Annotated in this window: 12 protein-coding genes; 10 read left to right on the top strand and 2 right to left on the bottom strand. The window is 70.4% G+C overall.

The genetic code is table 11. The annotated features are described in order from the left end of the window. The first annotated feature begins 52 nt into the window (after nt 1–52). From AB0H50_RS23735 to AB0H50_RS23700, 8 genes are all read left to right on the top strand, one after another. Complete coding sequence (locus AB0H50_RS23735) at nt 53–1,324, top strand: hypothetical protein (protein ID WP_357456504.1); 1,272 nt, start codon at nt 53–55, stop codon at nt 1,322–1,324. Then, a complete protein-coding gene (locus AB0H50_RS23730) occupies nt 1,321–2,292 on the top strand; it encodes a glutamate ABC transporter substrate-binding protein (RefSeq protein WP_357456502.1) in 972 nt (323 codons plus the stop codon). The genes AB0H50_RS23735 and AB0H50_RS23730 overlap by 4 nt, the downstream gene beginning before the upstream one ends. Continuing rightward, the gene (locus AB0H50_RS23725; RefSeq protein WP_357456500.1) at nt 2,289–3,473 is read left to right on the top strand and encodes a hypothetical protein; all 1,185 of its coding nucleotides are present in this window, start codon (nt 2,289–2,291) and stop codon (nt 3,471–3,473) included. The genes AB0H50_RS23730 and AB0H50_RS23725 overlap by 4 nt, the downstream gene beginning before the upstream one ends. After that, a complete protein-coding gene (locus AB0H50_RS23720; RefSeq protein WP_357456497.1) occupies nt 3,470–5,845 on the top strand; it encodes a tetratricopeptide repeat protein in 2,376 nt (791 codons plus the stop codon). Before AB0H50_RS23725 ends, AB0H50_RS23720 begins: the two co-directional genes overlap by 4 nt. A gap of 200 nt (nt 5,846–6,045) precedes the next feature. Then, entirely contained in the window at nt 6,046–7,104 is a 1,059-nt protein-coding gene (locus AB0H50_RS23715) for a phosphatase (protein ID WP_357456494.1), read from the top strand. 29 nt (nt 7,105–7,133) lie between these two features. Next, nucleotides 7,134–8,420 (top strand): VWA domain-containing protein, encoded by a 1,287-nt coding sequence (locus AB0H50_RS23710; RefSeq protein WP_357456491.1) that lies wholly within the window; start codon nt 7,134–7,136, stop codon nt 8,418–8,420. After that, nucleotides 8,420–9,085 (top strand): FHA domain-containing protein, encoded by a 666-nt coding sequence (locus AB0H50_RS23705; RefSeq protein WP_357456488.1) that lies wholly within the window; start codon nt 8,420–8,422, stop codon nt 9,083–9,085. Before AB0H50_RS23710 ends, AB0H50_RS23705 begins: the two co-directional genes overlap by 1 nt. 19 nt (nt 9,086–9,104) lie before the next feature. Further along, nucleotides 9,105–9,647, top strand: a complete 543-nt coding sequence (locus tag AB0H50_RS23700) for an AAA family ATPase (RefSeq protein ID WP_357456487.1) — start codon at nt 9,105–9,107, stop codon at nt 9,645–9,647. A gap of 63 nt (nt 9,648–9,710) precedes the next feature. Here AB0H50_RS23700 and AB0H50_RS23695 read toward each other — a convergent pair whose 3' ends face one another. Beyond that, complete coding sequence (locus AB0H50_RS23695; RefSeq protein ID WP_357456484.1) at nt 9,711–10,322, bottom strand: XRE family transcriptional regulator; 612 nt, start codon at nt 10,320–10,322, stop codon at nt 9,711–9,713. Between the two features lie 78 nt (nt 10,323–10,400). Between AB0H50_RS23695 and AB0H50_RS23690 the strand changes: the two genes are divergently transcribed. Beyond that, entirely contained in the window at nt 10,401–11,996 is a 1,596-nt protein-coding gene (locus AB0H50_RS23690; protein WP_357456481.1) for an MFS transporter, read from the top strand. A gap of 65 nt (nt 11,997–12,061) precedes the next feature. On the opposite strand, the gene AB0H50_RS23685 is transcribed toward AB0H50_RS23690, so the two are convergent. After that, entirely contained in the window at nt 12,062–13,036 is a 975-nt protein-coding gene (locus tag AB0H50_RS23685; RefSeq protein ID WP_357456478.1) for a chlorophyllase, read from the bottom strand. Nucleotides 13,037–13,201: 165 nt separating this feature from the next. On the opposite strand from AB0H50_RS23685, the gene AB0H50_RS23680 reads away from it, so the two are divergent. After that, nucleotides 13,202–13,792, top strand: coding sequence for a TetR/AcrR family transcriptional regulator (locus tag AB0H50_RS23680; RefSeq protein ID WP_357456475.1), 591 nt, complete (start codon nt 13,202–13,204; stop codon nt 13,790–13,792). Nucleotides 13,793–13,871 lie beyond the last annotated feature (79 nt).

Below are 13,871 nucleotides of genomic sequence, written 5' to 3'. Positions count from 1 at the left end.
ACCGTACTATCGCGTGCGGAGACACCGGCCGGGTAGAAGAAGGGGGGACGGTGTGGGACCTCGCCTTCCGGCGACCGCGCGCGACGGTGCGGCGTGGGTGCGCCGCTTCGCGCGTACGACACCGGGTCTGATCGGTGCGCTCGCGCTGGTGATGGTCACGCTGTGCCTGCTGGCGGCCTTCACCGGAGCGAACCAGCTGAGCGGGAAGATCGATCGGCGCGATGCCACTCTCGCGGGCACCGAGCCACTGGCTTACGCGGCGCAGAATTTGTACGTCTCGCTCTCGGCGGCCGACGCTGCCGCGGCAGAGGCCTTCCTGACCGGCGGTATCGAGACACCGCAGGTGCGCGCCCGCTACCAGCAGGCGCTCGCCGACGCGGCCGACGCGCTGGCCCAGGCCACCGCGGGCGCCTCCGACGAGCGGACCCGCCGCATCGTGGCAGCCATCAGCGCCGAATTGCCCGCGTACACGGGGCTCGTCGAGACCGCGCGGGCGAACAACCGGCAGGGCTTCCCGGTCGGCTCGGCCTACCTGCGCGAGGCCTCCGACATCATGCAGGACTCATTGCTGAAGAACGCCGAAGAGCTCAGTTCGCTGCGCTTCGCCGCCGTGCACGAGGACCAGCGGGCGATCGGCGCGTTGCCGTTCACCACCATCACGACGCTCCTGCTGGTGCTGATCGCCTGCGGCGCAGGCTCTTTCATGCTGTTGCGCCGGACCAACCGGCGGGTCAATCCGGGACTCGTTGCCGCGGCGGCCGCGACCGGTGTCGCGCTGCTGTGGACCGTGCTCGCGACCGCGGTGGCCGCGACGGCATTGGAGACCGGCCGGGAGGGTGCGGCGGTCCGCTTCCAAACCCTCGCCGAGGCAAGGATTCTGGCGCAGCAGGCACGCACGGCCGAGACGTTGCAGCTGGTCACCCGCGGCGATATCGCGGCGGGGGAGGAGACGTTCACCCGCCACACCGCTGCGCTGCGCGACCGTCTCTCGCAGGTCACCGGCGCGGATTCGCCCGCCGCCGTGCGCTTCGAGGGCTGGACCGCCGGTCACCGCCGTCAGCTCGCGGCCTACCAGGCGGCCGACTATCCGGCGGCCGTGAATCAGGCCATCGGCGCCGGACCGGAGACCTCGGCGACCCGATTCGCCGAACTCGACGAATCGCTGCGCGCGGACGTGCAGCAGGTGCGCAGCGACCTGCGCGGCGGTGTGGACGCCGCGGGTGACGCGCTGGCCTCGAGCCCCTCCGGGGTCCTGCTGCTGATGCTGTTCGCGGCGGGCGCCGCGGTCGTCGGGCTGTGGCCCCGGCTGAAGGAGTTCCTGTGAGAAGACGACTGTGCGCGCTGGTCGTCGCCCTTGTCGCGGTCGGGCCGCTGCTCACGGCGTGCAGCACAGACGCTTCCGTGCCCGCGACGCCGCCCGCCGCGGCGGTGAATCCGGCTCCGCCCGAGTTCGCCGCGATCACCACGCCGGGGCAGGCCGAGAACGAGTGCGACGCCGAGGCCAGCCTGCGACCGGGGCCGCTGCCGCCGCCGGGCGCGATGCCCGCGGGTTCGCCGATGGCCGCGATCGTGGCCAACGGCCGGGTCCGGGTCGGCGTCGACCAGAACACCTACCTGTTCGGTTTCCGCAACCCGACAACCAACGAGCTCGAGGGCTTCGACATCGACATCGCGAGGGAGCTCGCCAGGGCGCTGTTCGGCGACCCCAACCGGATCGAACTGCGCTCGGTGACCGCCGAGGAGCGCATCTCCGCACTGCGTGACCACAAGGTCGACCTGATCGTGCGCACCTTCTCCGCCACCTGCGAACGCCGCCGCGACGTGGACTTCTCCGCGGTCTATTACCGTGCGGCGCAGCGCATTCTCGCGCCCAAGAACTCCGGTATCCGGTCCAGCGCCGATCTCGGTGGCAAGCGAGTGTGCGTCGCCAGGGGCACCACCGCGTCCGGCCCGCTGTTCGCGCTGCCCAAGCGGCTCACCGTCTTCGGCGTGACCAACTGGACCGACTGTCTGGCCGCGCTGCAACAGGGCCACGTGGACGCGATCAGCGCCGACGACCCCATTCTGTACGGTTTGGTCGCGCAGGACCGGAATCTCGAAGTGATCGGCGAACCCATCGGAACCGGCGCATACGCCATCGGAATGGCCAAGGGTGCACCGGAGCTGGTGCGCTTCGTCAACGCGGTGCTCGAACGCATTCGCTCGGACGGCACCTGGCAGCGGATCTACGCCGCGCACCTGAGCGTTCTCGGTCCATCACCCGGCCCGCCGGAAACCCGGTACACCGCGTGATCCGGGCGACCATGCAGCCGCTTTCCCTCGCCGAGATCGACCGCGAACTGGCCTCCCGCACTACCCAATTCGACGCGATCACCGCCACGTTGCTGGAATTGGACCGCCACCCTGGCCTGACCCTGCTGCGCCGCTTCCCGCCCGCGGGGCTCACCGAACGCCGGTGGACGCCGATCCGCGCCGAATTCGACCTGATGTGGCAGGACCTGGCCCGGTTGCAGGCCATCCTGGATGCGGCGCGCACCGTGCGCGGCGCCCGATCCCGGTTGGACGCGGACGCGCGCGCCGAGCTGACCCGGCTGCTGCACGGGCGGCCACACGAGGCCTCGCGAACACCGATTCCGTTGGCGCAGCGCTCGCTCACCGGCCCCGGCGAGCGGGTGCTGTTCGTCGGCTTGGCCGACACGGTGGATCGCATGCGCGCGACCTTTCCCCGGATCGCCGCCTTCCTCGACGAGGTCGGCGCTGTCAACGACAGGGTGATGTCCGGGCTCGCGCCGCTGCAGGCTCGGCTGGACCGCGCGGGCGCCGTCACGCCGGAACTGCGGGATATCGGGGAGGCGATCGGCGAGCTGTTGCGCCGATCCGCCACCGATCCGCTGGCGCTGACACCGCCCGAGATCGACGCCCGCCTAGCCGAGATCGGCACCCGCCTCGATCGTGCGGCCGACCTGCTCGCCGAGCTGACGTCGATCACCGCGAACTGGGATGCCGCCGTGGCGGCGACCCGCGATCGGCTGACCGTGCTCGCCGAAACGGAGACGCGGGCCGAACGCGCGCGTGCGGAAGCCGAGCGAAAGATCCGCACCGGCCCGTTGCCCGTGCCCGACGCGGCGCACCGGACGCTCGGCGCCGAATTGACCGACCTCGCCGCTACGCCCGGCGCGGCCGCGGCGTTGCACGAGCTGCGCCGCCGGATCGCCGCGGCGAGCGCCACGGCCGCGAGCGCGGCAGAGCTCGCACAAGGCTTGCTCGACCGCCGCGCCGAGCTGCGCGGGCGGCTCGCCGCCTACCGGGCAAAGGCCACCAGGTTGGGTATCGGCGCGGACGACGCGCTCGCGGCGCAGGAGAAGAGCGCGATCGAACTGCTGTCGCATCGCCCGTGCGATCTCGCGGCGGCCACCCGCGCGATCGCCGACTACCAGCGGCTCATCGCGGAGAGATCGGGGAGGAGATCATGACCTGCACCGAACCCGGCTGCGACGGGGCGGTCGAGGACGGTTATTGCACGGTGTGCGGCACCGCACCTGCTGCGACCGCGCCGTATACGACCGTACCGAAGGCAGCGCCGAAGACGACAGGGCCGGAGACCACCCCGCCGGAGGCGGCCGAGTCATCGGCCGCGCGCACCGACGCCTGCGCCGAACCAGGCTGCGACGGAACCATATCCGGCGGCTACTGCGACACCTGCGGTACCGCGCCCACGTCGGCCGGAACCGTCGCCGACTCGGCCCGAACCACCGGACCGGGCACAAGGGGCTCCGCCCGCTCGGTGCGCACCGGCCGCTCCACGTCGTCGAAGCCCAGTGCGCGCGGACGGCTCGGCGCCGGATTGGTCGAGGTGCCGCGCGTGCCGCGGATCCACCCGAGTTCGGCGATTCTGGCCGATCCGATGGTCGCCGAGCCGAAGCGCTTCTGCGGTGCGTGCGAGCGCCCGGTGGGCCGAGGACGCGAGGGTGCACCCGGCCGCACCGAGGGCTTCTGCCCGAACTGCGGCACCCGATTCTCCTTCGCGCCCAAGCTCTCCGCGGGCGATCTGGTCGGCGGCCAGTACGAGGTGGTCGGTTGCCTGGCGCACGGCGGCTTGGGCTGGATCTACCTGGCCACCGACCGCAATGTCGGTAATCGCTGGGTGGTGCTCAAGGGTCTGCTCAATTCCGGCGACCTGGACGCCATGGCGGCGGCCGTCGCCGAGAAGCGATTCCTGGCCGAGGTCGAGCATCCGAGCATCGTCAAGATCTTCAACTTCGTGGAGCACGCCGGACCGGACGGCGTCGCCGTGGGCTACATCGTCATGGAGTTCGTCGGCGGCACGTCGTTGAAGCAGATCCTGCGCAACCGGCGCGACACCGACGGCGGCTACCTGCCCGTGCCGCAGGCCATCGCCTACATTCTGGAGATGCTGCCCGCACTCGGACACTTGCACTCGCTCGGGCTCGCCTACTGCGACTTCAAGCCCGACAACGTGATGCAGACCGACGAGCAACTCAAGCTCATCGATCTCGGCGCGGTGATCGCGATGGACGATCAGGACAGCGCCATCTACGGCACGATCGGCTATCAGGCGCCGGAGATCGCGACCACGGGGCCGACCGTCGCGACCGAGGTGTACAGCGTCGGCCGCACGCTGGCCGTGCTGATCATGCATATCCCGCAGGAGGACGGGCATTTCGGCGCGCTGCCGGGACCGGACGCCGAACCCCTGCTCGCCCGCTACGACTCGCTGTACCGGTTCCTGCTGCGGGCCACCGACGCCGATCCCGAGTCCAGGTTCGCCTCGATGGAGGAGGTGACCGATCAGCTGACCGGCGTGCTGCGCGAGGTGCTCAGCGCCGACGACGGGTCGCCACGCCCGGGCATGTCGGCGTATTTCGGGCCGCCGCGCGCGGTGTTCGGCGTCGGCACGGTGGTGAAGCCCGAGGACGTCGTCGCCGGTCTTCCGGTGCCGCTGGTCGATCCGAGCGACAGCGGCGCCGCGCTGCTCGCGACCACGGCGGGGACGACGCCGGAGGAACTGGAGCGCGCCTTCGCCGACGGTCTGCGTTCGGTGGTCACCGGCCGCGCGGAATCGGTGGAGATCCCGCTTCGCCTGGTGCGCGCCGCCCTCGACGTCGGCGACCCGGCGCAGGCCGAGCGCAGGCTCACCGAGCTCGCCGAGCAACTGCCCGGCGACTGGCGGCTGGCCTGGTATCGCGCACAGGCCGGCCTGCTCGCCGGTGATTTCGCCGCGGCCCGCGCCGAATTCGAGGCCGTCTACGCCGCGCTACCCGGTGAACCGGCGCCCAAGCTCGCGCTGGCCGCGATAGCCGAACTCGGGGCCGACGTCCCCGCCGCGGCGCGTTACTACGACACCGTCTGGCGCACCGACCGCGCCTTCGCCGCCGCGGTGTTCGGTTTGGCGCGGGTACGCCGCGGCGCGGGCGACCGCGACGGCGCGGTCGCCGCACTCGACCAGGTCGACCGGTCCTCCTCGCTGTACACCGACGCGCGCGTGGCCGCGGTGGACGCCCTGCTCGCCGAGCGCGCGCCCGCCGAGCTGAACGAGTCGGTGCTGCGCGATGCGGGCGGCCGGATCGACGCGCTGGCGCTCGACTCCAAACGCCGCGGCGCCGAGGTGCGCATGCGGGTCCTCGACGCCGCGCTGGCCTGGCTGAGCGGCGGCAGGACAGCGACGAATCACGCGCCGCTGCTCGGCGTCTCGCTCGACCAAGACGGTGTGCGCACCGGATTGGAGCGCTGCTACCGCGACCTGGCGCGCGAAACCGACGACATGTGGGCCCGTTTCGAGTTGGTCGACCGCGCCAACGCCATGCGCCCGAGGACCACGCTGTGAACCGCGAGCGGGGCGGCGGCCCCGCAGAACCCGCCGAGCCAAGCCCACCCGATGATCCCAGCCCGCCCGCTGACCCCGGCCAGGCCGCCGAGCCCAGCGCCGGGCCGACCCCACCCGACCGACCGACTTCGACCGTGAGTGCCGACGTGACCCCATCTGTGAGCGCCCCTCCGACTTCCTCGGCGGACACGGTGCCGACCATGCCCCTGGCGACGCCCTCCGCACCGCCGCGTACCTCGCCGCGCTGCCCCGACTGCCAGGAGAGCGTCTCGGTCACCGATCGGTACTGCGAAGCCTGTGGTCGCGAACTGGGCGCGCGCCGGGTCGCGCTGCCGCACCCGGAATCCGAGTCCGCGACGCCGCGCCCGTGCGACGCGTGCGGTGCGCAGCAGTACGACACGGACGGCTACTGTCGCGGCTGCGGCCAATTGCGAGCTCCGCGTGACCGTTTCGAGGCCGACCTGGGCGCGGTGTGCGTGGCCACCGACCGCGGCATCGCGCACGCGCGCAACGAGGACTCGGTCGCCGCCGCCGTGGTGGACGGCGCCCCAGGTGGAGCACATCCGGCGCCGCAGACCGTCGTCATCGTGGTGTGCGACGGCGTCTCCACCTCCGAGGATCCGCAGGCCGCCTCCGGCACGGCGTCGCGCTCCGGTGTGGACGCGGCGCTCACCGCGCTCGCCGAAGGCCGCGACGCCGCCGATGCCGCGCTGGCCGGACTGGCCGCCGCGGCGCAGGCGGTCCGCGATATCGCGGTCGACGAGAGCCACGCTCCCTCCTGCACATACGTCTCGGCGATCGTGCGCGACTACGACGCCGACACGGTCGAGATCACGGTCGCGAATGTCGGTGACAGCCGCGCGTATTGGCTCGTACCCGCGCCCGGCGCACCCGATATCCCGCCCTCGCAGCGGCTCACCGTCGACGACTCCTGGGCCCAGGCGCTGGTCGACGCGGGCGCCATGGACGAGCAGACCGCCATGAAGGATCCCAGGGCGCACACCCTGTTGCGCTGGCTCGGCGCGGACTCCGGCGATCGTCCGTGGTCGGACACCTGCGTGCGCGCCTTCCGCACCCGCGGTCCCGGCCTGCTCCTGCTGTGCAGCGACGGACTGTGGAACTACCAGCCGGACGCGCACGCGCTCGCCGCGCTGGCGACGGCGGCCGAACCGATGCGTGCGGCTCGCGACCTCGTCGAATTCGCTTTGCGCAGCGGGGGCAACGACAACATCACCGTCGCGCTCGCACGGGTGCCTTGATCCTTGATCGACCAGCCAGGAGAAGTACTGTGAATTCTGTTGCCGACAACGGCATCTCGGTGGTCGTCGACCAGAACGAGTACCTCGCGGAAGGCGCGGGCACGGTCGACGCGGTGGTCAGCGTGGAGACCGGCGCCGGCTTCGTCGCGGCAGGGCCGCCGCCGGAGCGGGTGGAGATCCTGATCATCGACTGTTCGGGATCGATGGGCAATGCCAAGAAATTCGACGGCGCCCGCCGCGCCACCATGGCGGCGCTGGACGCGCTGCCCGACGGCACCCGCTTCGCGATCGTGCAGGGTACTTCCGTGGCCCGCCTGGTGTTTCCGACCGACGTACCCTCGGTGCCCGCGGACGCGACCACGCGCGCGGCGGCGCGCAGGAAACTCGACAAGCTGCATCCCGACGGCGGCACCGCCATGGGCACCTGGCTCGGCTTGGCCAGGCAGCTGGCCAAGAAGCACGAAGACGCCATGGTGCACGCCATCCTGCTGACCGACGGCAAGAACGAGCACGAATCCCCAGAATCCCTCGCCGCCGAGATCGCCCAGTCCGAGGGCATGTTCACCTGCGACTGCCGCGGCGTCGGAACCGATTGGCGGGTGGACGAATTGCGCGCCATCGCCTCGGCGTTGCACGGCACCGTCGACATCGTCGCCGATCCCGCGCACCTGGCCGCCGATTTCGCCGCGATGACCCAGACCTCGATGGCGAAGGCGATTCCGGAACTGACGCTGCGGGTCTGGACTCCCGCCGGGGCGACGGTGCGTTTCGTCAAGCAGGTCGCGCCCGCCATCGAGGACCTCACGACCCGCCGCGTCGAGGCGGGCGCGCAGGTGGGGGAGTATCCGCTCGGGGCGTGGGGCGCGGAGGAGCGTGATTATCACGTGCAGGTGCGGGTGGATCCCGCCGCGCCGGGCCGGGAGAAGCTCGCGGCGCGGGTCAGCGTGCTCGCGGGCGGCGAGGTAGTCGGGCAGGGTCTGGTGCGCGCGGTGTGGACCACCGAGACCGAGCTGTCGGCCCGGATCAGCAGGCGCGTCGCGCATTACACCGGTCAGGCCGAGTTGGCCGACGCGGTGCAGGAGGGTCTCGCGGCCCGCAAGAACGGCGACGTGGAGACCGCGACGGCCAAATTGCGGCGCGCCGTGCAGCTGGCCGCGGAATCGGGCAATGAGAGCACCGCGAAGCTGTTGCGCGGCGTTGTCGAGGTGGACGAGCGCAACGGCACCGTCCGGCTGCGGTCGCGCGTCGAGGCCGCCGACGAGATGGCGTTGGACGCTCGCTCCACCAAGACCGCGCGGGTCCGCAAGGAGTCCTGATGGTGACCTGCCCCGAGGGACACCGTTCGGCCGCGCTCGACTACTGCGATGTGTGCGGAGCGCCGGTCGGGGAGCCGCCGACGACGGTGGCCGCGCCACGCTGCCCGGCCTGCGGCGCACCGAGCGGCGGACGCTTCTGCGAGGTCTGCGGTCACGATTCGGCCCTGTCGCCGCTGCCCGATCGATCCGCACCCGATCCGTTCCCGCGCGAGGCGGCCCCGGCGGACGCCGAGCCCGCGACGGTGCGGGCATCGCCGGTGATCTGGATCGCGACGGTCACCGCCGACCGTGCCTTCTACGACCGGGTGCTGGCGCGCGAGGGGCCGGACGCCGACCGCGTGGAGTTCCCCGCGTACTACCCGCCGCGCCGAATCACCTTGCGGGGCAGCGAGATCCTGATCGGCAAGCGCAGTGTCTCGCAGGGCTTGCACCCCGACATCGATCTCGGCATCGCCCCTGCCGACGCGGGCGTCTCCCGCGCCCACGCATTGCTACATCTGACCCCGACCGGCCTCACCGTCACAGATCTGCGCTCCACCAACGGAACCAGCCTCAACGACAGCGACGATCTCATCCCGGCGGAGCAGCCGGTCGCGCTGCGCAGCGGCGACCGCGTCCACGTCGGCGCCTGGACCACCATCACCCTTACCGCCGAACCCGCCTGAGGTCTGCGATCATGGCCGGATGGCCTCCGCCGTCTATCTGATCACCGGTATTCAAGCCGCGGGCAAATCCACGGTGGCCCAAGCGCTCGCCGAGCGCCTGCCCCGCTCGGCGCACGTGCGCGGGGACACCTTCCGCAGATTCGTGGTGAACGGCCGCGAGGAGATGAGCCCCGAGCCGTCGGCGGCCGCCCTCGATCAGCTGCGGCTGCGCCACCGGCTCGCCGCGTCGGTCGCCGACGAGTACGCCGCAGCGGGTTTCACCGCGATCCTGCAGGACGTGATGCTCGGCGAGTTCCTGCCTTACACCGTCGACCGGATCCGCACCGATCCGCTGTACGTGGTGGTGCTCGCGCCGAGCCGGGAGGCGATCGCCGCCCGCGAGGCGGCCCGCGGCAAGGACGCCTACGACACGTTCACGGTCGCGGCGCTCGATGCCGCACTGCGGGACAGCACACCGCGGCTCGGACTGTGGCTCGACACCTCGGAGCTCACCGTGGCGGAGACGGTCGACACCATTCTCGACACCGCCCGCCCGATCGAGCGCCAACCGGCCGAATCCTGAGCGTCCGCGCTCGAGGTGGCCGACGCGAGCGCTGCACACGCAAACGACGGCCGCAGCGATGGATTACGTGCAGGAGCTGTCGGGCGCGCGGTCGTCATCGGTGCGCTCGCCACTACCGTCGCGCCGGTGGCCGCGTTGGGCGTCGCGGTCGAAGATGCCCAGGATCTCGCACGGGCCGCCCTCGGCGCCGATGGCGTGCGGGAGCATGGTGGGGAACTCGGCCGCCTGGTTCGTCTCGACGCGGAAACGTCGGTGGCCCAGCATGAGAATCGCGGTACCGGACAGCACGACGAGCCACTCGCGGCCGGGGTGTGCGCGCATGCGTGCGGGATTGTCCGGTGGCGGTTCGGTCATGCGCTGACGCACGACGCTCATGCCCGGTTCGCCCTTTATCGCCCAGCGCATCAGCCCGTGCACCGCGTCGATCATCGGGCTGGTGACGACATCGTCGGCGGCGGTCTCCACGAGCTGGTCCAGGGACGTGTCCAGGGCGCGGGCGAGAGTGACCAGTTGATCCAGGGCGAGGCGGCGCTGACCGTTCTCGATGCGCGAGAGCGTGGACTGACTGAGATGGGCACGGGCAGCCAGTTCCTCCAGCGACCAGCCCTGTGCCACGCGTAGCGCGCGGATGCGTTTGCGTACGAGGCTGTCCAACTCACCATCTTCTTGCGCCATAGGCAAGATCATATGCCTCTGATGCAAGGTGAGGTTATGGTCGCCGAAGGGTGTCCAGAACGGCTGTGAGAGGAACACATGAGTACGAATCCATCCGCACAGGCGGCAACCGTCGACGGCAGCGGCGGGGGAACGCCGGATGCGCGTCAGTTGCGCACCATCCTGGTCGCTGTTTCCATCGCGCTGATGGCCGTCATCGCGTCGGTGTCCGGGCTCAATGTCGCCCAGACTCACTTGGCCGTCGAGTTCGGCGCGTCTCAGAACACCATTCTGTGGATCATCAACATCTACACCCTCGCCTTGGCCGCGCTGCTGCTGCCGCTCGGCGCCATCGGTGACCGGTTGGGCCGCAAGCCCATGCTGATTGCGGGGCTGGTCGTTTTCGGTGTCGCGAACGTCGTGGCGGGCTTGGCGCCGAACGCCGCGGTAAATCTCACCGCACGCGTGGCCAGCGGGATCGGCGCGGCCATGATCATGCCAATCACTCTGGCTGTCATCACCTCCACCTTCCCCGAGCAGCAGCGGGGCAAGGCGATCGGCGTGTGGACCGGTGTCGCTGGTGGCGGCGGCATCCTGGGCATGTTCCTGTCCGCACTTCTCGTCGACGTCGCGAGCTGGCGCTGGCTGTTCGTCCTGCCCGTGGCCCTGGTCATCGTGGCCCTGGCCATGACGCTGCGGTCGGTCCCCAACTCCCGCGAGCGCTTCGTCCACCCCTTCGACACCGTCGGCGCGCTGATATCCGTCGTCACCGTGGTCGGCCTGATCTTCGTATTGCAGGAGGGCCCCGAGCGCGGCTGGACCGCCCCCGAGACGCTGATCAGCGGTGCGGTAGGCCTCATCGCCGCCATCGGCTTCGTAGCCTGGGAGCTGCGCCGCGACGCCCCCCTACTGGATGTGCGCTTGTTCGGCGAGCGCGGCCTGGCCAGCGGCTCGATCACGCTGTTGGTGGTGTTCGGTGTCCAGGCAGGAATCGCAGTGGTCCTATTCCCGTTCTTCCAGGCCGTGCTCGGCTGGTCGGGTGTGCTGTCCACGCTGGCACAGATGCCCATGGCCGTGGCGATGATGCTCACCTCCGGGCTGGCCCCCAAGCTGGCCGCCCGCATCGGCTCCCGCGCGACGATGTCGGCGGGCATCGCGATCGCCGGTAGTGGCCTGACACTCATGGCCCTGTTCGCCTCCGTGAGCGGCGGCTATGCCTCCATCCTGCCCGGCATTATCGCCATGGGCATCGGCATGGGTCTGTCGATGACCCCCGCCACGGAGGCCATCACCAGTTCTCTGCCGCGCGAGAAGCAGGGCGTCGCTTCCGCACTCAACGACGTCACCCGTGAGTTCGGCACCGCACTCGGCGTCGCCCTGCTCGGCGCGCTGGTGGCGACCGGCTACCGCAACGCCATCGACGACAAGCTCGACGGAATCCCGCAAGGCACCGCGGACACCGCGCGTGAAGGCATCGCCAACGCCGTCGAGGCCGCGAGCAGTGCGGGTTCGACGGCGCGGGACTTGGTCCACGAGGCCCAGCAGTCCTTCGTCGAAGGGTGGCAGCAGGCCATGTGGGCAGGCGTCGCGGTCACGGGCGTCCTGTTCCTGTACATCGCCCTGCGCGCGCCGAAGGACCACGGCCCCATCGCGACCGACGACGCACTGGCGACCGAGCCTGTCGCCACCCAGTGACGAGGTAGGTGCCGAGCGCACCCCCGCACCGAAACCCCGCCTCCCCCAACGTAGCTGACCAGGCGCTACGTGAACTTCGTTGCCTTTTCGGCGATTACGTACTTGCTCTGCAGCTTCCCCAGCGGGTTGGGGTCTTCCGCCAATGCGGTGGCCGCCGCCAGCCAGCCGGTGTCATCGGGGTAGAGGGCGCTGCGCAAGAAGGCCGTGGTGAGCTGTTGGATCAGGGCGACACGTGCGGGACTCTCGTCCGTCGTCTCGGCGACCTCGTATCCGGGGATGCCGCCGAGTGAGTGCTCCGCGTCGAGCAGCGTGAGCAGGCTTTTGTTTCCCGGGCTATGGGTGTAGGGGTCGGTGAACCAGTCCGGTCCGCGGGTGGACAGGTGGGACTGGTCGTTGTCTCCGGCGACGATGAGGGCCGGTGTGGTCATGGTGTCGAAGGACGGTCTCATGAAGGGGAAGTGCTCGGCGGCGAACGGGGTCAGATCGTCGCCGAGGCCGGTCAGGGCGAGCAGCACACCCGCCCTGACGCGAGGGTCGGACATGTCCTCTCCCGGTACGCCGTCGGCGTCGAGGACGCGCGCCCCCAGCAGCGTGCTCGCCGTCTGGGCTCCCCAGGAGTGGCCCGCCACGGCGATGCGGTCGCGGTCGATGCGCCCGGCGAGGCCTGGCACGGAAGCCTCCAGGACGTCGATTCCGTCCAGTACGCGGGTGAGGTCCTCGATACGGAAGCGCCAGATCCGCGGCGTGCGGGGATCCTCGGCTGGGAGCCCGAGTGTTCTGGAGTCGAGGTGGGTGGGTTGTACGACCACGAATCCGTGGGCGGCCCAGAAGTCCGCCAGCGGCGCGTAACCGTTCATCGACCAGCCGTAGCCGTGCGAGAAGACGATGACGGGCAGATCGCCGCCGGTCGCGGGCGCGGACACCCGAACCTGGAGGTCCTCACCGCGGCCCATGGCTGGCAGAACAACCGGTTTCGCGGAAACCACTGTGGTGGCCGCACCCGCGATCTTCTGCGTATTCGCGGTGCTCGAGTCGGGCATGGAACTACCTTCCATTCAGTTTTTCGCACTCATTGTTCGATGGGACGGCAGTCGGGCCGGGGTGGTCGACAATCCTCTGGTCTGCCATCATGAGTGAAGCGGAACGTTGCTCCGCAAACGATACGGAGCATTGTTCCGCTTTGCAACCACGAAAGGAGCGCGGTGGTGAACGACAGCGGCCAGAGCGCGAGAAGCGCAGCCGGACCCAAGCGCAAGGACGCCCGGCGCAACCAGCAGACCCTGCTGGACGCGGCCGCAGCGGTTTTCGTCAGCTCGGGCGTGGAAGCACCGGTGCGTGACATCGCCGCCAAGGCAGGCGTCGGGATGGGCACGATCTACCGCCACTTCCCCACCCGAGCGGACCTCATCATTGCCGTGTACCGCCACCAGGTCGAAGCCTGCGCGGAAGCGGGGCCTGCCCTGCTGGCGACCAGCCCGACACCGCACGCTGCCCTCGAACGGTGGGTCAGCCTCTTTGTCGACTTCCTGGTCACCAAGCACGGCCTCGCGGCCGCACTGCAGACCGACAGCGCCGGCTTCGAGACGCTGCACGCCTACTTCCTCGACCGCCTCCTGCCGGTGTGTACCCAACTCCTCGACGCTGCCGCCGCCACCGGCGAAATCCGCCCTGGCACAGACGCCTACCAACTCATGCGTGGCATAGGAAACCTCTGCATCGGCGCAGAGAGCGACCCCCGCTACGACGCACGCCAACTGGTTACGCTCCTCGTCGCAGGACTACGCGAACCGCACTGATCGTGGCGCTCGTGAAGAACGGACTCTCGCGCAGCTGCTCGATCGAACCGCCTACGCGCACTTCGTAATCCCGCGGAGT

Source organism: Nocardia sp. NPDC050793, assembly GCF_040654065.1.
In the GTDB taxonomy this organism is placed as follows: domain Bacteria; phylum Actinomycetota; class Actinomycetes; order Mycobacteriales; family Mycobacteriaceae; genus Nocardia.
Note: the sequence above shows the minus strand (reverse complement) of the source record. Positions and strands in the feature narration are given on the sequence as shown.